21 protein-coding genes are annotated in these 25392 nt (G+C 36.5%); 13 read left to right on the top strand and 8 right to left on the bottom strand.

Annotated elements, in window-relative coordinates; all coding sequences use genetic code 11:
* The first annotated feature begins 1 nt into the window (after position 1).
* Entirely contained in the window at positions 2 to 1648 is a 1647-nt protein-coding gene (locus tag FAF07_RS05865; RefSeq protein ID WP_142784226.1) for a sodium:solute symporter family transporter, read from the top strand.
* Positions 1649 to 1659: 11 nt separating this feature from the next.
* Positions 1660 to 2784 carry a glycerate kinase gene (locus FAF07_RS05860; protein WP_142784225.1) on the top strand — a complete coding sequence of 375 codons (1125 nt, stop codon included), beginning with the start codon at positions 1660 to 1662 and terminating at the stop codon, positions 2782 to 2784.
* On the opposite strand, the gene FAF07_RS05855 is transcribed toward FAF07_RS05860, so the two are convergent.
* The 3 genes from FAF07_RS05855 to FAF07_RS05845 all read right to left on the bottom strand — a co-directional run bounded on the left by FAF07_RS05855 (position 2781) and on the right by FAF07_RS05845 (position 5058).
* Positions 2781 to 3038: a DUF3098 domain-containing protein gene (locus tag FAF07_RS05855; protein WP_142784224.1), complete on the bottom strand. Its 258-nt coding sequence runs from the start codon at positions 3036 to 3038 to the stop codon at positions 2781 to 2783. The two genes, FAF07_RS05860 and FAF07_RS05855, sit on opposite strands and share 4 nt — an antisense overlap.
* A 129-nt stretch (positions 3039 to 3167) precedes the next feature.
* Positions 3168 to 4046: a cell division protein FtsX gene (locus FAF07_RS05850; RefSeq protein ID WP_142784223.1), complete on the bottom strand. Its 879-nt coding sequence runs from the start codon at positions 4044 to 4046 to the stop codon at positions 3168 to 3170.
* A 70-nt stretch (positions 4047 to 4116) separates the two neighbouring features.
* Complete coding sequence (locus FAF07_RS05845) at positions 4117 to 5058, bottom strand: DMT family transporter (protein ID WP_142784222.1); 942 nt, start codon at positions 5056 to 5058, stop codon at positions 4117 to 4119.
* Between the two features lie 281 nt (positions 5059 to 5339).
* Between FAF07_RS05845 and FAF07_RS05840 the strand changes: the two genes are divergently transcribed.
* The 8 genes from FAF07_RS05840 to FAF07_RS05805 all read left to right on the top strand — a co-directional run bounded on the left by FAF07_RS05840 (position 5340) and on the right by FAF07_RS05805 (position 15981).
* The gene (locus tag FAF07_RS05840) at positions 5340 to 8765 is read left to right on the top strand and encodes a leucine--tRNA ligase (RefSeq protein WP_142784221.1); all 3426 of its coding nucleotides are present in this window, start codon (positions 5340 to 5342) and stop codon (positions 8763 to 8765) included.
* Between the two features lie 174 nt (positions 8766 to 8939).
* Positions 8940 to 9212: a SemiSWEET family sugar transporter gene (locus FAF07_RS05835; RefSeq protein WP_142784220.1), complete on the top strand. Its 273-nt coding sequence runs from the start codon at positions 8940 to 8942 to the stop codon at positions 9210 to 9212.
* Positions 9213 to 9366: 154 nt separating this feature from the next.
* Positions 9367 to 10458: an alanine dehydrogenase gene (ald, locus tag FAF07_RS05830; protein ID WP_142784219.1), complete on the top strand. Its 1092-nt coding sequence runs from the start codon at positions 9367 to 9369 to the stop codon at positions 10456 to 10458.
* A 94-nt stretch (positions 10459 to 10552) separates the two neighbouring features.
* Positions 10553 to 11248: a zinc metallopeptidase gene (locus FAF07_RS05825; protein ID WP_142786544.1), complete on the top strand. Its 696-nt coding sequence runs from the start codon at positions 10553 to 10555 to the stop codon at positions 11246 to 11248.
* A 111-nt stretch (positions 11249 to 11359) separates the two neighbouring features.
* Positions 11360 to 12064 carry a Bax inhibitor-1/YccA family protein gene (locus FAF07_RS05820; RefSeq protein ID WP_142784218.1) on the top strand — a complete coding sequence of 235 codons (705 nt, stop codon included), beginning with the start codon at positions 11360 to 11362 and terminating at the stop codon, positions 12062 to 12064.
* 78 nt (positions 12065 to 12142) lie between these two features.
* Complete coding sequence (locus tag FAF07_RS05815; RefSeq protein WP_142784217.1) at positions 12143 to 13912, top strand: MutS-related protein; 1770 nt, start codon at positions 12143 to 12145, stop codon at positions 13910 to 13912.
* 145 nt (positions 13913 to 14057) lie between these two features.
* On the top strand, positions 14058 to 15200 hold the full coding sequence (locus tag FAF07_RS05810; RefSeq protein WP_142784216.1) for a methionine aminotransferase: 1143 nt from the start codon (positions 14058 to 14060) through the stop codon (positions 15198 to 15200).
* A 1-nt stretch (position 15201) separates the two neighbouring features.
* Entirely contained in the window at positions 15202 to 15981 is a 780-nt protein-coding gene (locus FAF07_RS05805; protein ID WP_142784215.1) for an amidohydrolase, read from the top strand.
* Here FAF07_RS05805 and FAF07_RS05800 read toward each other — a convergent pair.
* Together FAF07_RS05800 and FAF07_RS05795 are read right to left on the bottom strand one after the other, a co-directional pair.
* Complete coding sequence (locus tag FAF07_RS05800; protein WP_142784214.1) at positions 15968 to 17572, bottom strand: Ig-like domain-containing domain; 1605 nt, start codon at positions 17570 to 17572, stop codon at positions 15968 to 15970. The two genes, FAF07_RS05805 and FAF07_RS05800, sit on opposite strands and share 14 nt — an antisense overlap.
* A gap of 136 nt (positions 17573 to 17708) precedes the next feature.
* Positions 17709 to 18386 carry a ComF family protein gene (locus tag FAF07_RS05795; RefSeq protein WP_142784213.1) on the bottom strand — a complete coding sequence of 226 codons (678 nt, stop codon included), beginning with the start codon at positions 18384 to 18386 and terminating at the stop codon, positions 17709 to 17711.
* A gap of 154 nt (positions 18387 to 18540) precedes the next feature.
* Here FAF07_RS05795 and FAF07_RS05790 point away from each other — a divergent pair, with 154 nt between their 5' ends.
* On the top strand, positions 18541 to 20079 hold the full coding sequence (locus FAF07_RS05790; protein WP_142784212.1) for a glycine--tRNA ligase: 1539 nt from the start codon (positions 18541 to 18543) through the stop codon (positions 20077 to 20079).
* Between the two features lie 424 nt (positions 20080 to 20503).
* Here FAF07_RS05790 and FAF07_RS05785 read toward each other — a convergent pair whose 3' ends face one another.
* The 3 genes from FAF07_RS05785 to FAF07_RS05775 form a co-directional block, all read right to left on the bottom strand.
* Positions 20504 to 21076, bottom strand: coding sequence for a DUF3575 domain-containing protein (locus tag FAF07_RS05785; RefSeq protein ID WP_246067781.1), 573 nt, complete (start codon positions 21074 to 21076; stop codon positions 20504 to 20506).
* A 97-nt stretch (positions 21077 to 21173) separates the two neighbouring features.
* A complete protein-coding gene (locus tag FAF07_RS05780) occupies positions 21174 to 21644 on the bottom strand; it encodes an Lrp/AsnC ligand binding domain-containing protein (RefSeq protein WP_142784211.1) in 471 nt (156 codons plus the stop codon).
* Between the two features lie 166 nt (positions 21645 to 21810).
* Positions 21811 to 23175: a saccharopine dehydrogenase family protein gene (locus FAF07_RS05775; protein WP_142784210.1), complete on the bottom strand. Its 1365-nt coding sequence runs from the start codon at positions 23173 to 23175 to the stop codon at positions 21811 to 21813.
* Positions 23176 to 23254: 79 nt separating this feature from the next.
* Between FAF07_RS05775 and FAF07_RS05770 the strand changes: the two genes are divergently transcribed.
* Together FAF07_RS05770 and pckA are read left to right on the top strand one after the other, a co-directional pair.
* Positions 23255 to 23653 (top strand): DUF423 domain-containing protein, encoded by a 399-nt coding sequence (locus tag FAF07_RS05770; RefSeq protein ID WP_142784209.1) that lies wholly within the window; start codon positions 23255 to 23257, stop codon positions 23651 to 23653.
* 59 nt (positions 23654 to 23712) lie between these two features.
* Positions 23713 to 25329, top strand: coding sequence for a phosphoenolpyruvate carboxykinase (ATP) (gene pckA / locus FAF07_RS05765; protein ID WP_142784208.1), 1617 nt, complete (start codon positions 23713 to 23715; stop codon positions 25327 to 25329).
* Positions 25330 to 25392: the final 63 nt, after the last annotated feature.

The following is a 25392-nucleotide window of genomic DNA, read 5'->3' as shown; positions in this document are numbered from 1 at the left end:
TATGAATTGGCTAGACTATAGTATCGTCATATTTTATATTATATTTTTCTTAGGTATGGGATTCTTTTTTAAGGATAATAAAGATTCTAAAGATTACTTTTTAGGAGGCAAAAGTATGGGATGGTTTCCTTTGAGTTTATCAACTATGGCAACACAGTTGTCTGCCATTAGTTTTATATCAGCTCCAGCTTTCGTAGGAATTAAATTAGGAGGTGGCATGAAATGGTTAACTTTTGAGTTAGCGGTTCCACTTGCCATGATTTTTATAATGATTGTCATTATACCACCATTATTTCGCTCAGGAGTTGTAAGTATTTATGAGTTTGTCGAAAAACGTTTTAGTTCTTCAACAAGATTAGTTTTAAGTATTGTTTTTCAATTGAGTCGGGCTTTAGCAACTGGTGTCATGGTGTACACTATTGCCATTATTTTACAAGCGGTTTTAGATATTGACTTTGTTTATACAATATTAATAATAAGTGTCATTACTATTATTTACTCTTGGCAAGGCGGGATGAAAGCTGTTGTATGGGGTGATGCAATACAAATGATTATTCTATTTGTTGGCTTGATTATTTGCTTAGGTTTTGGTTGGTCACTTTTACAAAGTCATGGTGGTTTAGCCGAAGGATTTAATCCCGAACGGTTAAATGTTATCGATTTTAATTTAGGTATAGGAGAAGGAAATGAATACGGATTTTTACCAATGGTATTAGGAGGGTTCTTTTTATATGCTTCTTATTATGGATGCGATCAAACACAAGCGCAACGGTTGTTATCTGCAAAAGATGAAAAAACAATAAGAACGCTTTTATTGGCTAATGGGCTTTTAAGATTTCCAGTGGTTTTAATATACTGTATTATGGGCTTAGTAATAGGAGGTTTGATTACTCTAGCACCAGATTTTCTTGAAGAAATTGCTATGACTACTCAAAAATACTTTCCTGATGAATATGCAGCTCATGGTGTTAAACCAGATTTAATGATTCCTGTTTTTATTATGAAATATTTACCACACGGGCTTATTGGTGTCTTGATGGTTGGAATACTTTCTGCAGCAATGTCTTCTCTAAGTTCTACGGTAAATTCTCTTTCTGCGGTAACAGTCGAAGATTTCTTTAATAGAGGTAAAGTAAAACTAACTGACAAGAAATACATGTTCATTTCAAAAGGTTCAGTCGTTTTTTGGGGTGCTGTTTGTATTGCTAGCGCCTTTTTATTTGGTGGAAGTAAAAGTGCGGTAATAGAAATTATAAATGCCATTGGTTCTGTATTTTACGGTCCGGTATTAGTGACTTTCTTTTTAGCATTCTTTTCAAAAAAAGTCAATCATATAGGTATGAACGCTGCTATTATTTCGGCAGTACTTATCAACTTAGTGTTTTCAAAAACCATTCAAGAATTATTTCATATCGATTTAGGAATTCATATTTTTTGGATATGGCTAAACTTTACGGGTGTAATTATAGCTTTAGTAGTCGCTTATGGTGTTAGTGCTTTAACAAGTAAAACGGAAATTAAAAAGATTTCTAATTTTAACGTCAAAATAACAAAGAAAGATTTCATGATAAAAGAAGTTTATATTCTTGTTGCATTTTTTGTGTTTATTTTGATTCTTAGTTATTTTCTACCAGCATTATTAAGTTAAAGATTTAGCAGATGAAAATAGTTCTAGCACCAGATAAGTTTAAAGGCTCTTTAACAGGGACTCAATTTTGTAATGCAGTTGAAGAGGGTGTTAAGGCGCTTTTGCCCGATGCTAAAATAGTTAAACTGCCACTAGCCGATGGGGGCGATGGTACTATTGAAATATTAGAATACCACTTAAAAGGTAAACGTATTACAGTGAATGTTAACGATCCGCTATTTAGAGAAATTGAAGCATCATACCTTTATATGAATTCCATAAAAACGGCTTTTATAGAAATGGCGGAGGCCTCTGGGATGTATCTTCTAAAAAAGGAAGAACAGAATTGTTTTAACACGACCACTTTAGGAACAGGAGAACTTATTTTGGACGCCATCAATAAAGGTGCTAAAACCATTATCTTAGGGATTGGAGGTAGTGCTACAAACGATTGTGGAATGGGAATGGCAACCGCTTTAGGTTATAAATTTGAAGATATAAATTGTAAAGAATTAAAAGCGATTGGAAAGAACTTATCAAGAATAAATAATATTAATAGCAATTATGTTATTGGCTCATTAAAATCTATTGATTTTAAAGTAGCCTGTGATGTAACAAATCCATTATACGGAGAACATGGAGCGGCATTTGTTTATGGGCCGCAAAAAGGAGCATCTGAAGATGAAATTAAAGAGTTGGATGAAGGATTGAAAAATATATCAATGCTGTTTAAAAAGCAATTTAATATGGATGTTCAAAGTATAAAAGGAGCAGGAGCTGCAGGAGGAATGGGAGCAGGTGCTTTAGTATTTTTAAATGCAGAATTGAAATCTGGAATTGATTTAGTTAAGAATTTAGTTGATTTTGACGCTAAAATTAAAGATGCCGATTGGATTATTACGGGTGAAGGTAAACTGGATTCGCAAACGCTTTCTGGAAAAACAATTGATGGGGTTATAGCTTCTGCTAAAAAACAAAACATTGCTGTAGCTGCTTTGTGTGGGAGCATTTCACTTTCTAATAATGAAGCTCAAGTTTTTGGGATTTCTTATATAGATGCTGTTATGGAAAGAGCAAATTCACTAGAAGATGCTATTCAGAATGGATACGGTTATGTAAAGAAAATGGCTTTAAAATTTGCTAAAGAAATAGCCTAAGATTTCTTATCTGGATTCAATAAAATGGCATACACCTGAATACCAAAACCAATAAGAATCATCATTGGTGCTAAACGAATACGGCGAAAACTAAAAATATCTGGATTGAATACATTAGGATCGTCACTGCCACCACCGGACATTAATATAAACCCAAGGGCTATACAAGCTAATCCAATAAACATGAATTTATAATTTTTTCTTCCGAAGACAAAGATGCTTTTGGTGACTTCTTTTCGTTTTTTCTCTCCCATGGTATCTTTTGTAGAATAGATTGGTGCAAATTAAATGAATTATTTAAAATAATTGTGTTAATCTAATTCTAATTTATGCTTTTTCAACCAACAACCAACAACCAACAACCAACAACCAACAACCAACAACTAATAATACAATTGGTCGGTTTTCAAGTTTAAGAACCGTTGCGTCGCGATATGTGTACTAATCCATGTGATGATGATGCCTAAAGCAAATATAAAAAGGAATAAGCCTACAACTAAAAAAGGATTGCTTAAAAGGCCCAAATCTGTAAATGTTTGATCCAAATAATATAAAACAATCGCCATGCCTAAAAGCGCAACAAAAGCACCTATCATGCCTAATTTTACACTTTGCCAAACAAATGGACGTCTTATAAATTGCTTCGTAGCACCCACCATTTGCATCGTTTTAATGGTAAAACGCTTTGAATATACTGCTAACCTGATAGAGCTATTGATAAGTAATACCGCTATAAGTGTAAAAATACTACTAATGACAAGCACCCAAAAACTAATTTTTTTAACGTTGTCATTCATCAAGTTTACCAAGTCATTATCATAGGTGACTTCATCTACAAAGTTTTTATTTAAGGCCTCTGCAGAAATGGTTTCTAGATGCTCAGAAGTTACAAAGTCTGCTTTTAAGTGGACATCAATAGAGTTTTGTAGTGGATTATACCCGACAAAATCCATGAAGTCCTCTCCGTTTTCAGCTTTCATAAATTCAGCCGCTTTCTCTTTTGACACGTATTCCGTGGATTTTACATAATCTGCCATCGCTAAACTTTTTTCAAGCTGTTTGGTCTCAACCTCTTTAGCAGCGTCTTTTAAATAGATGGTCACCACGACTTGCTCTTTAAAGTGATCGGAAACTTTTTTGGCATTTAACACGAGCATCCCTAACAAACCTAACAGAAAAAGCACGAGTGCAATGCTCAGTACTACTGAGAAGTAAGAAGAAATTAGTCTGCGTTTTTGGTGCTTTTCAAAAGATGAACTCATAAACAATTGCGGTTGTAACGGTAAAAATAATAAAGAATGGGTAATCTATGATTTAAATAACTCAAACATTTTAATAATGTTGTTTTTTAGCTTTCAACTTGCTGGAATCTTTGGGTGGTTTACTAATAATATACACGCCAACGATCACGAGCAGACAACTTAGTATTTTAATTAAATTAATGTCCTGGGCATATTCGTCTTTCATTAAAACATAGGCATAGATGCTTACCATAATAAAACTGATGGCTGGTTGTAAATAAATATAGCTACTGGATACTGAGGGCGATACATAATTTAGCGCATAAACATTAAATAGATATGCGAAAAACGTTGTAAATAAAACCACGTAACCAATGACTAAATACGTATCAGTGTCAAAAGCTGAAAAATCTGTGGCTAGGATATCGGGTAATCCAAAAGGCAGCATAAAAATAAATCCAAATAAAAACACCCAACTCACAATGGTCATAGCGTTATATTTTTTCATTAAGGTTTTGACCACTACTAGATATAAGCCGTAACTTGTAGCATTTAAAAACACTAAAACATTACCTAGAACAGAACTTGTGCCAGCTGCATTTCCACCGTAAACGATTAATATAATCGCACCAATACCACCAACGGTAATGCCTATAAGTTTATTTTTTGTGATGCGCTCGTATAAAATAAAGACACTGAATATAAGTACTAATACAGGCGTCACCGTCATAATAATAGAAGCATCCACGGGCGATGTGAGGTTAATGCCATGAAAGAATAACAATTGGTTTGCAGCTGCACCAAGCAAACCGCAGAGCGCCAACCTTAATAAATCCTTTCGCTCTACTTTTTCTTTTATAAACAGCGTTTTAAGAATCCAAAACAATAGCGTACAGCAGGCCAAACGAATAAAGACAAAAGCGGAAGGGCGAATTTTATCTGGCATAATCCCCTTAGCAATAATATAATTGGCGCCATAGATCAGGTTAGCTGCAAGTAGCGCAAAGTGCGCTTTATAAACGTTTTTCGTCACTGGTTAGCGGTCTAAATTAAAGAATGATGCCAAAAGTAAATCTATTATTTTACAAATTCTGTTTAAAAGTTGAATAGCATTCATTAAAACAAACCAATCCCTTTACCGTTTTCTATTTTAAGCGTAAATTTGCCATTTGAAATTCGTCATTCCGAGATAAGCGTGAGAATCTGTTTGTTTTAAAGATCAAATCAAAAGATTGCCACAGTCGTCCTTATAGCTCTCGATAGCTAATGGAGCAGAACGCTATCGAAATGACGTTAATTATGTGTACTTAAAAGATGAAATACGATTTCGGGAGAATAGAAAAAGACTGGCAAAAGTATTGGGCAGAAAACCAGACCTTCAAAGCTGTTAATGGGAGTGAAAAGCCAAAATATTATGTGTTGGATATGTTCCCTTATCCTAGCGGTGCAGGCTTACACGTTGGCCATCCTTTAGGCTATATTGCTTCAGATATTTATGCACGTTACAAACGCCATAAAGGGTTTAACGTATTGCATCCACAAGGCTATGATAGTTTTGGTCTGCCAGCAGAACAGTATGCGATTCAAACTGGGCAACATCCTGCCATTACAACTGTCGAAAATATTAAAACCTATCGCCGTCAATTAGACCAAATTGGTTTTTCATTCGATTGGTCTCGTGAAGTGCGTACTTCAGACCCGAGTTACTATAAATGGACGCAGTGGATTTTTATTCAATTATTCAATTCTTGGTATAATAAAGATTCTGACAAAGCTGAAGACATTGAAACCTTAATTTATGTTTTTGAAAAAGCAGGTAATGGGAAAGTGAATGCCGTTTGTGATGATAATATTAATGCATTTTCAGCAGATGATTGGAATTCATTTTCATCTGAAAAACAACAAGAAATATTACTGCAATACCGATTAACCTATTTAGCAGAAACCGAAGTAAACTGGTGCCCAGCATTAGGAACCGTTTTAGCGAATGATGAAATAGTAAATGGCCTTTCCGAACGTGGTGGTCATCCCGTAATTCGTAAAAAAATGACGCAGTGGAGCATGCGCATTTCTGCCTATGCAGAACGTTTACTGCAAGGCTTGGATACCATAGATTGGACCGATGCTTTAAAGGAGAGCCAGCGAAACTGGATTGGTAAATCTGTTGGTGCGAGTGTGACTTTCCCCATCCTATCCTTCCCCAACGGGGAAGCGAAATCAGGCTCTGATAATCGGGCTGGATATATGACCGGTGGTAATAATTCGCATTTGCTGATTGAAAGAGCTAAAGATATGCGCGCTAATCCTACTCAGGCAGAAGCTGCATTGTGGGAACAACTTAGAAATAAAAAATTGAATGCTAAGTTTAGACAACAGCATTTAGTAGGTGATTATATTGTCGATTTTGTGTGTTTAAGAAAACGATTAATTATTGAAGTTGATGGGAAAATTCACGAATCTCAAGTTGAAGAAGATACCAAAAGAACAGAGATTCTTGAAAATGATGGCTACAAAGTTATACGGTTTAAAAATGAAGAAGCCTTAGTAGATATAGATAGTGTTTTAGAAAAAATAATTAAAGAATTATCTCAAAGAGAATCAGTTAAAAGTGATTCACACATGAGTGAGCAAATTCCCCCTTCGGGGGCTAGGGGGATTGAAGTATTTACAACCCGCCCAGACACCATTTTCGGAGTGTCCTTCATGACGCTTGCTCCAGAACACGAGCTCATTTCTCAAATAACCACTCCCGACCAAAAAGCTGAGGTTGAAACGTATATTGAAGCCACCGCAAAACGCAGCGAACGCGATAGAATGGCAGATGTTAAAACCATTTCAGGTGTGTTTACAGGGGCCTATGTAGAACATCCGTTTACAAAAGAACCTATTCCAATTTGGATTGGCGATTATGTATTGGCAGGCTACGGCACAGGCGCAGTGATGTCTGTACCATGCGGCGATGAAAGAGATTATGCGTTTGCCAAACATTTTAATATTCCGATTCCGAATATTTTTGAAGGGGTCGATATTTCTGAAGAAGCCTTTTCAGATAAGGGAAAAACCATTATTGCGAATAGCGATTTTCTAAACGGCATGACCTATAAAAAAGCGACCAAACGTGCTATTTACGAGTTAGAAAAAATGGGTCAGGGAGAAGGAAAAACCAATTACCGTTTGCGGGATGCGGTCTTTTCGCGCCAACGCTATTGGGGCGAACCCTTTCCTGTATATTACATAAATGGGATGCCACAGATGATTGATGCAGAACACTTACCCATAAAATTACCAGAAGTAGAAAAATATTTACCAACCGAAACGGGCGAGCCCCCGCTAGGTAATGCCAAAAAATGGTATTGGTTGCAATATGGAGATACAGCAGACATTGTATCTAAAGAGGAGTTTGAGAATTCCTCCCCTTCGGGGAGGCTAGGTGGGACTTTAGAATTGAACACTATGCCAGGTTGGGCAGGAAGTTCGTGGTATTTTAACCGCTATATGGACGCCCACAATACCGAAGCATACGCAAGTAAAGAAGCGCTTAACTATTGGAAAGACGTCGATTTATACATAGGCGGTAGCGAGCATGCCACAGGACATTTATTGTATGCGCGATTTTGGCAAAAGTTTTTGTTTGATAGAGGTGAAGTACCTGTAGATGAGTTTGCTAAAAAGCTAATTAACCAAGGGATGATTTTGGGGACTAGTGCTTATGTTTATCGTGTTTTAGGTACAATGGGAATTACCGTATATGTTTCGAATAGTATTGGGGCAGGAGAAAATTTTGATATTAAATTAATAAAGACAAGATTAAAAGAGATTCATCAAAATAAAGGAGAGGAACAATCGTATGAGCAATTGAGTATTGGGATAAATCCAATTCATGTGAAAGTTCAATATGTTAATTCCTCAGATGAATTAGACATTGAAGCCTTAAAAGCAGATAGTGAGTTTGGGAAAGATTATAAGGAAGCTATTTTCATAGGAGAGCAAGGGGAAATTATTGAAAGCGATAATGACGTCTATAAAGTTGGTAGAGATGTTGAAAAGATGTCAAAATCTAAGTTAAACGTCGTTAACCCAGATGACATTGTTTCAGATTACGGCGCAGACAGTTTACGTTTATACGAAATGTTCCTCGGTCCATTAGAACAATACAAGCCTTGGAATACGGCGGGTATTACAGGCGTGCATAACTTCCTTAAAAAATTATGGAAACTATACCACCAAGGCGAAAACGGAGCATTTCACGTAACAGGTTCCCCTCCTTCGGAGGGGTTAGGGGAGGCTCTTAAAACACTTCATAAAACCATTAAAAAGGTACAGGAAGATATTGAGAACTTTTCGTTTAATACATCGGTGTCTACTTTTATGATTGCTGTTAATGAATTAACCGCTCAAAAATGTACAAGCAAGGATATTTTAGAACCCTTGCTGATTGTGTTGTCGCCATACGCCCCGCATATCGCTGAGGAATTATGGAACCAGTTAGGGCATGAGGAATCTATTTCAACCGCCCCGTTTCCAGAATTTGATGCCAGTCATTTAGTAGAAAGTAGTAAAAACTACCCGATTTCATTCAATGGTAAAATGCGTTTCACCATGGAATTGCCATTGGATATGAGTAAGGACGATGTTGAGGCTGCTGTAATGGCGCATGACAAGACCAAAGAACAATTGCAAGGGAGAACCCCTAAAAAGGTGATTGTGGTTCCGGGTAAAATTGTGAATATTGTAGGCTAAGGTCATTCCGAGGAAGCACGATGTGGGAACCTGTTTATCGTTTCTATCATGTCGAAATGAGATACGAGTGAGACATCTCATTAAAAAGATAATGTAATGCTTTACAAATTATAAGATTTCTCTCTTTGTTCGAAATGACTAGTCATACATCTACAAGAACCCACTTTTAAAATTATGAGTAATAACATTGAAATTATTGGTTTTGTAGCTGCTTTTTTAACAACTGCAGCCTTTCTTCCTCAGGTATATCAAACATGGAAAACCAAGGATGTATCGAGTTTATCACTGCCCATGCTCATTCTTTTTTTTATCGGTATTGTGTCCTGGCTTATTTATGGGTTTCTAAAAAATAGTCCTTCCATGATTTTTGCCAATGCCATTACCTTGGTGTCTTCCTTTCTCTTAATGTTTTTAAAAATTAAATATCAAAACAAGTTAGGGAAATAGATAATTTTCACCCTTTAATTAGATGTCAAATTTAAGACTTCTTATAAAATCGCCCCCATATTATCAAATCCTTAAAACGGCTTCCCCACGTTTTTTTTATCGAGATATACTCAATTTTCATCGTATTTTTAAACAAAAAAAAACAGCATAACTTATGGAAATTGGTGTACCCGTTGAAATAAAAAATAATGAAAACCGTGTTGGAATGACCCCAGCTGGAGTTTTTGAATTAACGAAAAATAAGCACGTTGTTTACGTTCAAGATAGTGCCGGTTTTGGAAGTGGCTTTTTTAATAAGGATTATGAAGATGCCGGTGCCACTATTCTCAGCACTATAGAAGAGGTCTACGCATCAAGTGACATGATTGTTAAAGTGAAAGAGCCAATTGAAAAGGAGTATGCACTCATTAAGCCCAACCAAGTCCTGTTTACCTATTTTCATTTTGCCTCAAACGAAGTGCTTACTGATGCCATGATCGATAGTAAGGCCATTTGTATCGCTTACGAAACGGTTGAAGATCCCGATGGGTCTTTGCCACTTTTAATTCCAATGTCCGAGGTAGCAGGCAGGATGTCTATTCAGCAAGGGGCCAAGTATCTAGAAAAACCCATAAAAGGTCGTGGCGTCTTATTGGGCGGCGTACCGGGTGTTCCTCCTGGAAAAGTTCTAGTTTTGGGCGCTGGAATTGTGGGCATACAGGCCGCAAAAATGGCAGCGGGATTAGGGGCACACGTCACTATTATGGATATTAATATGAAACAACTCCGCTATGTAAATGATGTGATGCCAAACCATGTGGTGACTGAGTTCTCAAGCGAATACAACATTAGAAAACGTATTAAGGAATGCGATCTTATAATTGGTGGGGTGTTAATAAAAGGCGCAAAGGCCCCTAAACTTATAACAAGGGACATGTTAAAGGATATGCGCCCGGGTACCGTCATTGTGGATGTAGCCGTAGACCAAGGGGGTTGTTTTGAAACTACAAAACCAACAACGCATGAAGATCCTACCTATATTATTGATGACGTGGTGCATTATTGTGTGGCCAATATGCCAGGGGCAGTACCTTACACCTCTACGGTGGCCTTGACCAATGTGACCTTACCTTACGTTATTAAACTGGCTAATCAAGGTTGGGAGAAAGCTTGTAAAAACCTCCCATCGCTTGAAAAAGGGTTAAATATTGTAAATGGCGACATTGTCTATAAAGAAATAACCGAAGCTTTTGATAGGGTTCTCTAAATATTTTTTAATGGCTAACTGACAAATTTTCCAGCTAAATAAAATGGCTTACTTTTTGCTATCTTTATAATTCAAATTTAAGATTATGAATGGCATGATAGGATATTATATATTAATAGGAGCGATTGCTCTGGTGAGTTGGTTGGTAAGCAACCAATTAAAACGAAAGTTTGCCAAATATTCCAAAGTACACTTGCGTAACGGAATGAGTGGTGCAGAGATAGCTGAAAAAATGCTGTCTGACAATGGCATTCACGATGTGCAAGTTATTTCGACACCAGGCAAGTTAACAGATCATTACAACCCAAAAAACAAGACGGTTAACTTAAGCGAACCTGTATATAATCAACGCAATGCAGCATCAGCAGCAGTTGCGGCACACGAGTGTGGTCACGCCGTGCAACATGCTAGAGCATATAGTGCCTTAAAAATGCGATCCGCTTTAGTCCCTGTGGTAAGTGTGACCTCTAAAATGTCTCAATGGCTGGTTATTGGCGGACTTGTTTTGGGCGCAGCGGCTGGCATGGGTATGGGCTACTGGATTGCGGTACTTGGTTTAATTTTTATGGGAGCTGCGACACTTTTTAGTTTTATTACATTACCGGTGGAGTACGATGCGAGCAACAGAGCCTTGGCATGGTTAAAAAATAAAAATATGTTGTCTCAAGAAGAATATGCTGGAGCTGAAGACGCCCTTAAGTGGGCGGCAAGAACCTATTTAGTAGCGGCCATTGGTGCTTTGGCATCCCTTTTATATTGGGCACTACAAGTATTTGGTAGTAGAGATTAAAATCTATAAAGAACAAGTAATTTACCGAATTTTTACTTAAATGTAAGAATTCGGTTTCTTTTTTTTATTATATTGTCACCTTGAACCAAACTAAGTCTAAACCTATATCTTATGGAAAACACAATGGAAAATAAATTAATGGTCAGCGAATTGTCTGAAACCGATAGAGTGGCCTTTTACAAAAAAACCTATAGCCATGTAGCGGTTGGCGTTTTGGTATTTGTCATTTTTGAATATCTATTGCTTCAAAGTGAAACTATCGTAGAATTTGCTATGTCTATGACCCAAGGTTACCGGTGGTTAATTATGCTTGGTGGTTTTATGTTTATTACCAACTATGCAGAGAAAATGACCTTGAAAACACCCGATAAAAATACACAGTACTTAGCATTCGGTCTTTATATTCTGGCTGAAGCTTTTATTTTTATACCACTTATTTACATAGCTGCTTTCTACATGGAGTCTGGGTCAGAAATTTTAAATCAGGCAGCCATAGTAACCTTGGCCTTATTTACGGGTTTATCGGCCATCGTATTCGTAACCAAAAAAGACTTTTCGTTTTTAAGAGCGGGTTTAACTGTAGGCTTTTTTATAGCTATCGGACTTATTATAGCGGGAACGCTGTTCGGATTCAATTTAGGACTCTGGTTTTCAGTAGGCATGTGCATTCTAGCCGCCGGAGCTATTTTGTACCAAACCTCTAATTTGGTCAATAAATATTCCAGTGATCAATATATTCCAGCAGCATTAGGGTTATTTGCTTCATTGATGCTGCTGTTCTGGTATGTACTAAGTATTTTTATGTCGAGAGATTAATCGTTTTATAAAATTTTTTAAAGCCTTGATTGATTTCAGGGCTTTTTTGTTTCTTTACTTTTTCAATTAAAACCAATTATGAATACCCCATTATCGTATTATAAGAAACATAAAGAAGCATACAAGCAAGAGGCTCAAAAACTGTATAAAAAAATGACTGTGTTAAGCACGCTCAGGTTGCTGGTTTTTGTTGGTGCTGGCCTCAGTATTTATATGCTTTTCAAAAACTGGCAATTCGCTATTGCCGTAGCTATTTTTGGGATTAGTGTATTTATTTATTTGTTGTCAAAATATACAGATATAAAAGCGCAGCGACAACTTAAACTGGCATTGGTAAAAATTAACGAAGACGAAATTAACATTGCTTCAGGGGATTTTCATAACAGAAACGAAGGTCTGCAATTTCAAGATCCCCAACATTTTTATAGTTTGGATATCGATTTATTCGGACGTGGATCGTTCTTTCAATTTATAAACAGAACAACGATTAAAGAAGGCACCCAAGAACTTGCAGATGCTTTAAAAGCAAATGCCATTACCGATATCGGGTTACGACAAGATGCTATCAAGGAATTAAGTACTAAACCACAATGGCGTCAGTTTTATTCGGCCACCTCTAGTTTGGTTCAGGTTGAAACTCCAGCCGTCCAAATTATTAATTGGTTACAAGAGTACACCCTTTTTTCTCCTAAAATGGCACGATGGTTACCATGGGCTTTTACGGGTTTATCGGTCATCTTAATCGCTCTCGTGGTATTTAATATTATGGATATCGCCTTTATTGGGTATTGGCTACTTTTTGGCTTAGCGATATCTGGGTATTATCTTAAGAAAATAAATATTTTAGCGGCGAATACAGATAGGGTTAAAGATACATTTCGTCAATATGCCTTGCTGCTTCATTTAATTGAAAATGAAAATTTCACGTCGCGCTTGCTTCAACAAAAGCAGCAGCAAATTCAATCGGAACACAAAAAAGCTTCAGGTATTTTTAAATCGTTCTCAAAATCATTGGATGCTTTAGACAATAGAAACAACCTGATTTCTGCGATTTTTGGAAATGGCTTTATGCTTTCAGATATTAAAAACAGTTATAAAGTGGAGCAGTGGATTACCGAATATGCTACAAAAGTAGCCGATTGGTTTGAGGTGGTTTCTTTTTTTGATGCTTATAATTCATTTGGAAATTACGCCTACAATCATCCAGAATTTATATATCCTAAACTCGTAACAAATAGCACAGTTGTTAAAGCTAAAAAATTAGGGCATCCTTTATTAAATGTAACAAAACGTGTTGCGAGTGATCTGACTATTGAAAACGAACAATTTTTTATTGTTACGGGTGCTAATATGGCTGGGAAAAGCACCTTTTTAAGAACGGTGTCTTTGCATATTGTTATGGCAAATGTTGGCTTACCAGTCTGTGCGCAATCCAGCGACTATTCGCCTGTAAAATTGATTACCAGCATGCGCACCTCTGATTCGTTGACCGATGAGAGTTCGTATTTCTTTTCAGAATTAACACGACTTAAATATATTGTAGATGCCATTCAAAAAGAACCCTATTTTATTATTCTGGATGAAATCTTAAAAGGAACCAACAGTACCGATAAAGCCATCGGTTCCAGAAAGTTCGTTGAAAAATTAGTAGCTTCAAATGCCACGGGAATCATTGCTACCCATGATTTAAGTTTATGTGAGATTGAACGCGAGCTTGATGATGTGAAGAACTATTATTTTGATGCTGAAATTATAAACGATGAACTTCATTTTGATTATACCCTAAAACAAGGGGTCTGCAAGAATATGAATGCGTCTTTTTTGTTGAAGAAGATGGATATAGTTTAGGTCTGTATAGCATTTTAATTGAAAAAGTTTAAACGAATTCTATAATGCAATTATTAAATGATACCAATTATAATTGGTATAAAAAATGACTTTATTTCTAGTCTCTTTTTTTAGAAATGAATTAAGAAGTAAGTATATTTAAGGCATGCAGCATATTTCCAAACTTCCAAAGGTAGGAACGACCATTTTCACCATCATGGGCAACATGACTAAAAGGCATAAGGCCATCAATCTGTCACAAGGCTTTCCAGACTTTGAAATGGATCAAGAGCTGATTGCGTTGACAACACAAGCGATGCAGTCGGGTTACAATCAATATGCACCGATGCCTGGGCATTTAGAATTGCGCGAAGCCATTGCTGAAAAATTTGAAAGCCTCTATAACACGTCATACCATGTAGAAAGTGAAATTACCATAACCGCGGGTGCCACACAGGCTATTTTCTGTATCATTTCTGCATTTATTAAACCTAATGATGAGGTTATTGTTTTTCGACCTGCTTATGATTGTTATGAACCAGCGATTATGTTAAACGGTGGAAAAACAATCTCTATTGCTCTTGAATCACCTCATTTTAAAATCGACTGGACGGAGGTTACATCGAAAATTAATCACAGGACTAAGATGGTTATTATTAATACGCCTCAAAATCCTATTGGTACTATTTTTTCGAAAGCGGATATGCTTCAATTACAAGAGCTAACCAAAAATACCAATATTATTGTATTGAGTGATGAAGTTTATGAGCATATTATTTTTGATGGAGAAACACATCAAAGCGTTTGTTTGTTTCCAGATTTGAAATCGCGGAGTTTTGTGGTGGCTTCATTTGGTAAAACCTTTCATATTACAGGTTGGAAATTGGGATATTGCTGTGCACCTAAAGACCTCATGGACGAGTTTAGGAAAGTCCATCAATTCAATGTATTTTCTGTGAATCATCCCACCCAAAGGGCAGTTGCGAGGTATATGCAGGAGCCAAGACATTATCAAGCGTTGCCTGGTTTTTATCAAGAAAAGCGCGATTTATTTCTAAGCTTGATTGCTGATTCTAGGTTTACATTTAAACCCTCAAAAGGCACCTATTTTCAATTATTGGATTACTCAGCTATTACTGAGGAACCAGATGTCGATTATGCAAAACGGCTCACTATGGAAAATAAAATAGCATCCATTCCCATTTCGGTATTTTATAATAAACCATCAAACAGTAAAGTACTTCGGTTCTGTTTCGCCAAAACCGATGACACGCTCAAAAGAGCAGCGGAAATTTTAAACACTATTTAGTATGGAGGATCAACTTAAAATAGCTTTAATACAGTCAGATTTAATTTGGGAGAATCCAGAGGCGAATCGGAACATGTTTTCTGAAAAGATTGAAAGTATTTCAGAAATTCTAGATATCATTGTATTGCCGGAAATGTTTACATCTGGGTTTACCATGAATGCTAAGACTCTGGCAGAACCAATGAATGGCCCCACAGTAAACTGGATGAAAACGGTGGCTGCCAAAAGGCATGTCGCGCTTATGGGAAGCATCGTTATTTCGGAAGATAACAATTATTACAACCGCTTACTTTTTGTTGAACCTTCAGGGCAGATTTTCTATTATGATAAACGGCACACCTTTACCTTGGTTGGAGAAAACGAAACTTATACAGCAGGCACCGCAAAACTTATTATTCAATATAAAGGTTGGAAATTGAGACCTTTAATATGTTATGATTTAAGGTTTCCAGTCTGGTCTAGAATTACCGAAGATTATGATGTTATATTTTATGTAGCCAACTGGCCTAAACCAAGGGTTTCAGCTTGGGATACGCTATTAAAGGCGCGTGCGATTGAGAATATGAGTTATTGTATAGGTGTTAATCGTGTTGGGGTTGATGGTGTTAATAGCGAATACTCAGGGCATTCTGCGGCTTATGATGTATTAGGTAACAATATGACAAACATAGAAGCTAATAAGGAAGCGATTGAAATTGTCACCTTAGAAAAGCATCATATTAATGCCTACCGAAATAAGTTAAAGTTTTTAGACGATAGAGATGCGTTTAATTTAATATAAACTCTTCAGTATTATCCCAGCCCGCTCTTACGGGTTCAATTTCTGTTGGATAATAGCTTACGCGTTCGGGTTGCTCCTTTTTCAAATAATTACCCGTATCGTATTTTTTATTTCCGTTAGAATCAAAAACAACTCTTAAAAAATAGTTTCCGGGGCTCACGTTCAAAAAATCGATAGGCTTTGGTTCTGTGGCGTATTGTTCCAGTTTTATCTCGTCTTTGCTATCAACCAATTGTACGATCACAGGGTATACAGTGTTTCTTAATGTGATCCGTACATTCCCATAATCGGATAATTTTTTTGTTTTCACAGCATAGTTCAAAGTGTCGTTTGTGTCCTCAAAAAAATCGATAAAGGCCTCTGGTAACACTTGTATTTTATAATTATTTTCTACAACCTTATCAAAGTTTAATCCATAAGCATTATTAAGGGTGTCAAAATCAGTCGTGAAATCAACCATGGTCGAATCTTTATCCATAATGCTAATTTTCGAAGCATCAAAAGTTGAAAATGGTGTGTTTCCCGATATTTTAAAAGCATCTTTTAAATCTATGGTGCCCGATGGCGCAGCGGTAAGGGTAAGAGAATCTCTTTTCTGCTCGCTTATTCTTACTGTAAAATCTTTTTCCATCGTGGGATGTGTCACGGTAAATAATAAGGAGTCTACTTCTAATCGTGGTTTATACCAATAATAAAGTGTATCTGCTTCGGCATCTTTGGTGATTTGGTATTTAAAATCTTCCGGAGTTTCAGAATTTAGTCGAATCTTCATATTGGTGTAATCGCCTTCAAAACCAAATGCAATTTTTTCACCAGATATCAAACGGGGCCTTGTGGCTTTAAAATCTGGATATTCAGAAAATAATTTTAGGGTGTAAAGCGAGTCTGTTGGGACATCAATATAATCTTTGTAAAATGCAATTTGATCTGTTTTCTGCTGAAATTTACTGTCGTTATTTTCATCCTTCATCGCGACAAGCATATATTTTCCAGCCTTAATGTTTTCAATAGTAAAGGTGCTTACACTTAGGGTATTGGTAATGTATTTGGGAGCTTGTTTATACACCACAGAATCCTGTAATGTCGAATCTACCTCATATAACCCTACGGTAACAAATGTGGCAGGTTTGCGTTTTAAGGCATCTACAATCTGGCCTTTAACGGTGAGCGAATCTATATAATCTCCAGTAGAAAACACATATCTGTAAAACGGATAGGGATTGCCTTCGTTGTTATCGGTAATGCTATTTCCAAAATTAAAGGCATAGGTGGTGTTGGGTTGAAGGGTATCGTAAATTTTGATATTTATGTATTTACTAGCGCTACCTAAAGGGGTGACTTCAGGCTGTGTTTTCATTGGAGGAGAAATAATAAGTTGCTTTTGTAAATCTTTTATTTTGATAAACTCATCAAAATATATTTTAATGGTTTTACTGTTGAAATTCGTTGAGTAATTTTCGGGTTCAGATTTTATAATTGTAGGAGGTGTTTCATCTTTTGGGCCTCCATCTGGAGTACCGCGATTGGCACAGTTTATAAAAACAAGGCTCACGAAAATCAGTAAGATGACATTTGAAAACAGTTTATTCATTACTCAATTATAAAATTTGTACAAACCTACATAATTTTAGCGCAAATTTATGTTACATACCAATTACAACATAAAATATGCTTAAAAATTGGTTTCTATTGCATAATTTGGGCTTACAGATATAACGGATAACTGATTAGGCTATTGCCATAACAGCGACACTAACTTTAAGATTTTTTGCTTCATTTAATACAGAAATACAAGCTTCTAGGGTCGCCCCAGTAGTAATAAGGTCATCCACTAAAAGAATGTGTTTGCCGGCAATACTATCTGCATTTTGAAGGGTGAATAATTCATTGGTGTCAGTCCAACGCGCAAAACGTTTTTTAGTCACTTGCGACTTGGTGTGGGTTACTTTCAACAACACATCATCCACATATTGAGCATTTAAGCAGTGTGCAATTTGCTTACCAAATTTAGTCACTTGATTGTAACCTCTTCTCCGTAGTTTATTTTTATGTAGTGGCACAGGAATCACGATATCAATGGATTTATAAGTATCTAAAGAGCTCAATTCACCTCCAAGCCAATTCCCTAAAACATACCCTATATGCTCATAGCCCTTATATTTAAGTCCATGAATAAGTTGCTGAACGTTCCCTTTTTTTTCAAACCGAAATAGGGCTGTAGCGCGTTCTACTTTGGCACGTCCATACAATACTTTCAATACAGCATCATTATCATCAAAATGAAAGTTGGTAATGGGTAAATCGTATCTGCAATCTACACATATGGTGTCTTCATTATCGGTTAATAAATTCGAGCAGGCATAACATACTTTGGGAAAGAATAAATTGGTTATGGATTTTAACATGATTTGGTAATGCAAGCTGTTATATTGAACTCATTTTCGGTTAAAAACAAAAAGTTTAAACGAGTTCATGCTATAAATATAAAATAAATGTAATTAGTATGTAATTTTCCCTAAACAATATCATTTGTTCGAATCGCTTTTTTATTTTTGCAGCATGGCAAACGAAGATCAATTTAAAAAAGTAATCTCTCACGCAAAAGAGTATGGTTACGTGTTTCAGAGTAGTGAAATCTACGATGGACTTAGTGCCGTGTATGACTATGCACAGAATGGGGCAGAATTAAAGAAAAATATCCGTGACTATTGGTGGAAGGCCATGGTGCAAATGCACGACAATATAGTGGGAATTGATGCAGCCATTTTTATGCACCCAACCACTTGGAAAGCTTCTGGGCATGTGGATGCGTTCAACGATCCTTTAATTGATAATAAGGACTCTAAAAAACGCTACCGTGCTGATGTTTTAATTGAAGACTATTGCGCCAAAATTGAAGCCAAAATTGATAAAGAAGTGGCTAAAGCAGCAAAGCGCTTTGGTGAATCTTTTAATAAAGAAGAATTTTTATCGACTAACGGACGCGTAGTTGGTTATCAAGAAAAAATAAAAAGTACGCTTGCGCGGATGGGAAAATCGTTGGAAAACGAGGATCTGGCCGATGTAAAAGCATTAATCGAAGAGTTGGAAATTGCCGATCCATTAACCGGAAGCAGAAACTGGACGGATGTTAAGCAGTTTAACTTAATGTTTGGGACCAAGCTTGGGGCATCTGCCGAAAATGCGATGGATTTATACCTGCGTCCAGAAACGGCACAGGGTATTTTTGTCAATTTTTTAAATGTTCAAAAAACGAGTCGCTTAAAAATACCTTTCGGGATAGCACAGACTGGGAAAGCCTTTAGAAATGAAATTGTAGCGAGACAGTTTATTTTTAGAATGCGTGAATTTGAGCAAATGGAAATGCAATTTTTTATTAAACCAGGAACACAGGCAGAATGGTTTAAGCATTGGAAAGAAACTCGAATGAAGTGGCATTTATCTCTAGGAATGGGCGAGGACAATTACCGTTTTCATGACCACGAAAAGTTGGCACACTATGCAGATGCGGCTACAGATATTGAATTTAAATTCCCTTTTGGATTTAAAGAATTAGAAGGTATTCATTCGCGTACAGATTTCGATTTAAAACAACACGAAGCGTTTTCAGGTAAAAAACTTCAGTATTTCGATCATGAAGAAAATACAAGTTATACACCTTACGTTTTAGAAACTTCAATTGGTCTTGATCGTATGTTCTTAGCAATATTCTCAAATGCTTTAGTAGAAGAGGCTTTAGATAATGGGACCACAAGAACCGTTTTAAAATTACCTGCTGTTTTGGCTCCTGTAAAAGCTGCAGTTTTACCTTTGGTTAAAAAAGATGGTTTACCAGAGATTGCCAAAGCTATTATTGAGGATTTGAAATGGGATTTCAATGTGATTTATGACGAAAAAGATGCGGTTGGAAGGCGTTACAGAAGACAAGATGCTAATGGAACACCATTTTGTATTACTGTAGATCATGATACTAAGGAAAATAACACGGTCACGATTCGTCACAGGGATTCCATGGAACAAGAACGTGTTAAAATTGAAGATCTACGTAAAATTATTAAGCAAGCTGTGGATGTACGCACTTGGTTGATGAAGATGTAACATTCCTGCAAATCCCGATAAGCTATCGAGAAGGAATTTCATATAAACCTATATTACCCATTAGAACCTTGCCATGCGGGTTGAAATGGCTGCTGGCTGTTGATGAAAGAAACATAATAAAAAGTAATGTCCCAAATCAATTCGTAGAATTGAAGGCCAAGGCGAAGAATGGATGAAGAAAAGCTCCGAAAACAGGAGAGCGCAGTTCGACGCGGAGTTTTCAAATCGGTTTTTAGTTTTCAAAATTGAAAAATTCCTTGACTTGGATGTCTTTTTTTGGTTCGTTTTTTGGACAAGCAAAAAATGAATAAAGTAAAATTATAGGGTCATTACTAGCTTATAATTATAAGCTTTTTCCCTATAGACATCGGGAAGAACTGACATCAACAGCGTGCTTTTTAGAAATCTCTTCTATTTCCAAGTATTAAAACCGAAAACCCAAAGCAAAACCACCTCTACCTACAACTTCCATATCGCTTTGATCCAGCATATCCCTACCAATTCCTAAATAAATTTCGGCAATAAATCCGCGTCTGGTTACAAATTTAGCCCCAGCCGAAACACCAATAGCCAAATCGGTGTATTTGTCACCTTTATACGTGTAATTGCCATTACCTGAATCATAGTAATCTAAATCATTTTCGCCAGAATGTAGCATGGCAAAACCTTCAACAAAAAATCCTTGGGCATATTTTCTCGAAAAGAAATGTCTGTAATAGGGAGTTAATGAAAAGGTTCTGTATTCATCTAATCCATCATTGTCATCGCTATCAGAACCAATGCTCACTAATGTACCAATACCAATGGACGATTCTTCATTTAAAATCCGTTCATAACCCACATCAAACCATTTGAATCCAATTAGGTTGGTCATATTAAGTTTGATTTCATTTTTTTTAATACTATCAATATCGTCTTTAATTACAGTATTTTCTTGCGAAAAGATAGCAGTAGATATAAGGAAGGTTACAATTAGGGCAAAAAAAGTTTTGTACATGCGTGTGAAGTAAGTTTAGTTAATTGTTTATTTGAAGCCATTAAAAGCTGTTCTTTAGTAGATGCAAGTATAGCAAAAAGGTTATATAAGAAAAATATTAAATGGTGATTTGCCTATCAATTTGTTGGTCTAATGAAATAAAGGTTTCCGTTCTTGAAACTCCAGAAATAGATTGGATTTCTTTGTTGAGCAAGTGCATTAAATGTTCATTATCCTTACATAAAATTTTAATAAACACACTCCAATTACCTGTAGTATAGTGACATTCTAGAACTTCGGGTATTTTTTTCAATTGCTTTACAGCTTCTGGATTGCTCATGGCTTTGTCTAAATAGATACCAATAAATGCCATGGTTGTATAGCCCAAAATTTTCGGATTGATAACGAATTTAGATCCCGCAATTAAACCAGACTTCTCCAATTTTCTTAATCGCTGGTGAATGGCAGCTCCCGAAATACCTACATTACGGGCAATTTCCAAAATGGGTGTTCTGGCATCTCCCATGAGGGCGCGAAGTATTTTTTTATCAATACCGTCTATGTATACATTTTGATTTACAACTTTCATGCGTGGTTTGCTTTAATTTCAATATGTAAATTTAGGTATTTGATTTTAAATTGAAACACTAAACTGCGTTAAGGATTGAAGCATCTGTTTGAGCTCTCCTGATTTTTTAATCAGGAAGCGAGTGCTGAAAGCCTGACCACAACGGTGTTGTGGTAACGCCCAAAGTTCAATTATTTAACGGGTTGTAACCCAAATACGGCACTTCGGTTTCATTGAAAACAATGCCAAAATCTTTGAGTTCTTCCAAAATGGGCGTATAGACTTCTTTGGTTATGGGTATTTGAACCCCTGGGCTTTTTATTTTTTTATTAAGGATAGCAAGCGTTGCAATAGCGACCGGCAATCCTACGGTTTTTGCCATGGCTGTATAGGTTTGGTCATTGCCAACCACAACCATGTTAGCATCTATTTGATGTTTTTCGCCATGAAGTTCGTAGCCAAATTTATGGTACATGACAATCATGTCTTTGTCATCACTCGCCAAGGTCCATTTGTCCATTAATATTTTTTGTAGTATTTGAGCTGGGGTGGCTTGTTTTAGAGACACCATTTTGTGTGCATTAAAAATGTCTAGTTCTACGAGTTTATCCCAAACGATATCGTCCTGATCAATTTTTAAAGCATGTCTTAACTTAAGTTCAACAGAATCGGTAGGGCTGTAAGGTAAAAAGGCATTTACGAAATCCCGATAACTCATGTTTTCACTGTCGTCTATGGTATAGCTATCATCGGTCATTCCTAGAATAACAAAAATATTCCAAGCGCGACTAAAACCAACACGCCTCATGGTACCTCGATATAAGGTTTCAACATTGTTTAAGCCGTAAACATTTTGATATTTCAAGGAATCCCGGTTTGCATAGGCTTCAAATCTACCAAATCCTTGGATATCTAAAAATTCGGTACGACGGAACAATCTGTGATACGGAATATATTTGTAAGTACCTTCCTGTAAAAACTTGGCTGCCCCACCTTGACCTGCCACAACAACGTTTCTTGGGTTCCATGTGAATTTATAATTCCAAAGGTTGTTATCGCTTTCTGGGGCTACCAATCCACCGGTAAACGATTCGAATAAAATAATTTTTCCGCCTTGGTCGCGAATGTTGTCCAATACCTGCATGGCACTCATATGGTCTATGCCAGGATCAACTCCAATTTCATTCATGAGTATCAGGCCCTTAGCTTTCGCAGCTGTATCTAAAGCCTGCATGTCCTCACTAACATAAGAGGCTGTGACCATATGTTTGCCATGGGCAATACAATCTTTAGCCACTTCAATATGAAAACGGGCGGGTAACATTGAAATCACGATATCTGCTTCCTTGATAGCATTAACACGAGAGGACTCGTTAAATACGTCTAAGGTGATTGCTTTGGCATTTGGATGGGTATTGATTAATTTTTTGGCATTTTCAATAAGTAAATCACCCACGGTTATAAATAAGTTTTCATCAGTGGATTTATCTAATAAATACTTTAAAAGATAAGAGGTTGATTTTCCTGAACCAATGACTAAAATATTTCGCATACTGAGTTTAGTTAGTTAATTTTGTGGTTACGAATTTAATAAATACAAGCAGCATATATTGCGATTAATTCATTTTAATATGAACAAAAAAATACTTGTTACTGCTGGCATATTTGGAATCACCAGTATTATTTTAGGCGCATTTGGAGCGCATGCCTTAAAAGAATTACTACCTAATACATCCTTACAAACGTTTGAAACAGGCGTACGTTACCAAATGTATCAGGCTCTATTTCTGTTGTTTATTGGTAGTTCGACAACGATAAAAGAAAAATCAAAACGAATCATATTTTACCTATCCATTTTTGGAATACTGTTTTTTTCTGGTTCTATATATGGATTGGCCACAAACATATTAACAAGTTTTGATTTCAAAAGCATCGGATTTATAACGCCGATAGGCGGACTTTTGTTAATTTCTGCTTGGTTCGTTTTATTTGTTGAATTCCTAAAAATGACGTCCAAAAACGCTCATTAAAAGCGGATAGCATAAAATAATGTCTTAATTTTGTCGAATAAATAAATTTATAGCAGAATATGGGAACCTATAACCAAGTTACGCAAACGATTTCGTTAGATGCTTATGGCATAAAAAAAGCCAAAGTAAATTATCAATTATCCCCAAAGGAATTGCATGATATTACAATTAGCAAAGGGCAAGGTGCAGAAGCCTCTTCTGGAGCACTTGCAGTAAATACTGGAGAGTTTACCGGCCGTTCACCAAAAGATCGTTTTATTGTTAAAGATACTATTACTGATGAACACATTTGGTGGGGTAACGTAAATATTCCTTTTGAGCCCAGTCAGTTTGATGCGCTTTACAATAAGGTTGTAGATTACCTTTCTAAAAAAGAACTTTTTGTTAGAGATTGCTATGCTTGCGCTGAAGATGATTATAAACTCAATATCAGGGTTATTAATGAATACCCTTGGAGCAACATGTTTGCTTATAACATGTTTTTACGCCCAACGGAAGATGAGCTAAAAGACTTCGCTCCAGAATGGACGGTTGTTAATGCGCCTGGGTTTATGGCCATTCCAGACGAAGATGGTACACGACAACATAATTTTGCGATTTTAAATTTTACAAAAAAAATTGCTTTAATTGGTGGAACGGGGTATACAGGTGAAATTAAAAAAGGTATTTTTTCGGCTTTAAATTTTATACTTCCAGTTTTTAAGAATACCCTACCCATGCACTGTAGCGCCAATGTTGGTGCAGCTGGCGATACCGCTATATTTTTCGGACTGTCTGGGACAGGAAAAACAACCTTGTCTACAGATCCAAATCGAAGTTTAATAGGTGATGATGAGCACGGTTGGACTAAAGAAAATACGGTGTTTAATTTTGAAGGAGGCTGTTATGCCAAAGTGATTAATTTGGCAAGAGAAAATGAGCCTGAAATATATGATGCTATTAAGTTTGGAGCCATTCTAGAGAACGTGATCTTAGATAATGGTGGTCATGTAGATTTTGCAGATACGTCTATCACCCAAAATACCAGAGTGAGTTACCCTATTTATCATATAGATAATATTCAACAACCCTCTATAGGTAAGAATCCTAAAAATATATTTTTCTTAACGGCTGATGCTTTTGGGGTGATGCCTCCAATTTCAAAACTCACGCCAAGTCAAGCGGCCTATCATTTTATATCAGGATATACGGCTAAAGTAGCGGGGACTGAGGCTGGTGTCGTGGAGCCAGTACCAAGCTTTTCAGCCTGCTTTGGTGCGCCTTTTATGCCGTTGCACCCTGCGAAATATGCAGAAATGTTAAGTCAAAAAATGATTGAATCTGGGGCTAATGTGTGGTTAGTGAATACAGGATGGACAGGTGGTCCTTATGGTGTAGGAACGAGAATGAAATTAAAATATACACGTGCCATGATAAATGCGGCCTTAAATGGTGACCTCGGTTTATATACTTATGATACATATCACATCCATTCCGTTTTTGGTGTGGCACAGCCCAGAGAATGTCCAGGCGTCCCAACTAGCGTTTTAAGTCCGAGAGCGACCTGGAACGATGATGAAGCTTATTACAAAACGGCTTTTAAATTAACAAATGCCTTCCGTGAAAATTTTAAAAAGTTTGAAGCCCACTGTAATGAAGAAATCAGACGTGGTGGTCCGCAGCGTTATGCGTTTTAGTCTAAAACGTAAAGACAAGTTCTAAAACAAAAAAGCTCGATTTCTAGAAATCGAGCTTTTTTT

It is taken from the genome of Changchengzhania lutea (genome assembly GCF_006974145.1).
GTDB lineage: Bacteria > Bacteroidota > Bacteroidia > Flavobacteriales > Flavobacteriaceae > Changchengzhania > Changchengzhania lutea.
This window is presented reverse-complemented; position numbering and strand designations above follow the sequence as displayed.

What these genes read in the sequence shown, in the direction of transcription:
- FAF07_RS05850 (WP_142784223.1), bottom strand. Translation starts at nt 4,046, where the DNA reads ATGAGTTCATCTTTTGAAAAGCACCAAAAACGCAGACTAATTTCTTCT.
- FAF07_RS05860 (WP_142784225.1), top strand. Translation starts at nt 1,660, where the DNA reads ATGAAAATAGTTCTAGCACCAGATAAGTTTAAAGGCTCTTTAACAGGG.
- FAF07_RS05840 (WP_142784221.1), top strand. Translation starts at nt 5,340, where the DNA reads ATGAAATACGATTTCGGGAGAATAGAAAAAGACTGGCAAAAGTATTGG.
- FAF07_RS05795 (WP_142784213.1), bottom strand. Translation starts at nt 18,386, where the DNA reads ATGTTAAAATCCATAACCAATTTATTCTTTCCCAAAGTATGTTATGCC.
- FAF07_RS05805 (WP_142784215.1), top strand. Translation starts at nt 15,202, where the DNA reads ATGGAGGATCAACTTAAAATAGCTTTAATACAGTCAGATTTAATTTGG.
- FAF07_RS05785 (WP_246067781.1), bottom strand. Translation starts at nt 21,076, where the DNA reads ATGTACAAAACTTTTTTTGCCCTAATTGTAACCTTCCTTATATCTACT.
- FAF07_RS05855 (WP_142784224.1), bottom strand. Translation starts at nt 3,038, where the DNA reads ATGGGAGAGAAAAAACGAAAAGAAGTCACCAAAAGCATCTTTGTCTTC.
- FAF07_RS05810 (WP_142784216.1), top strand. Translation starts at nt 14,058, where the DNA reads ATGCAGCATATTTCCAAACTTCCAAAGGTAGGAACGACCATTTTCACC.
- FAF07_RS05775 (WP_142784210.1), bottom strand. Translation starts at nt 23,175, where the DNA reads ATGCGAAATATTTTAGTCATTGGTTCAGGAAAATCAACCTCTTATCTT.
- FAF07_RS05770 (WP_142784209.1), top strand. Translation starts at nt 23,255, where the DNA reads ATGAACAAAAAAATACTTGTTACTGCTGGCATATTTGGAATCACCAGT.
- FAF07_RS05865 (WP_142784226.1), top strand. Translation starts at nt 2, where the DNA reads ATGAATTGGCTAGACTATAGTATCGTCATATTTTATATTATATTTTTC.
- FAF07_RS05790 (WP_142784212.1), top strand. Translation starts at nt 18,541, where the DNA reads ATGGCAAACGAAGATCAATTTAAAAAAGTAATCTCTCACGCAAAAGAG.
- FAF07_RS05820 (WP_142784218.1), top strand. Translation starts at nt 11,360, where the DNA reads ATGGAAAACACAATGGAAAATAAATTAATGGTCAGCGAATTGTCTGAA.
- FAF07_RS05780 (WP_142784211.1), bottom strand. Translation starts at nt 21,644, where the DNA reads ATGAAAGTTGTAAATCAAAATGTATACATAGACGGTATTGATAAAAAA.
- FAF07_RS05825 (WP_142786544.1), top strand. Translation starts at nt 10,553, where the DNA reads ATGATAGGATATTATATATTAATAGGAGCGATTGCTCTGGTGAGTTGG.
- FAF07_RS05800 (WP_142784214.1), bottom strand. Translation starts at nt 17,572, where the DNA reads ATGAATAAACTGTTTTCAAATGTCATCTTACTGATTTTCGTGAGCCTT.
- pckA (WP_142784208.1), top strand. Translation starts at nt 23,713, where the DNA reads ATGGGAACCTATAACCAAGTTACGCAAACGATTTCGTTAGATGCTTAT.
- FAF07_RS05835 (WP_142784220.1), top strand. Translation starts at nt 8,940, where the DNA reads ATGAGTAATAACATTGAAATTATTGGTTTTGTAGCTGCTTTTTTAACA.
- FAF07_RS05815 (WP_142784217.1), top strand. Translation starts at nt 12,143, where the DNA reads ATGAATACCCCATTATCGTATTATAAGAAACATAAAGAAGCATACAAG.
- ald (WP_142784219.1), top strand. Translation starts at nt 9,367, where the DNA reads ATGGAAATTGGTGTACCCGTTGAAATAAAAAATAATGAAAACCGTGTT.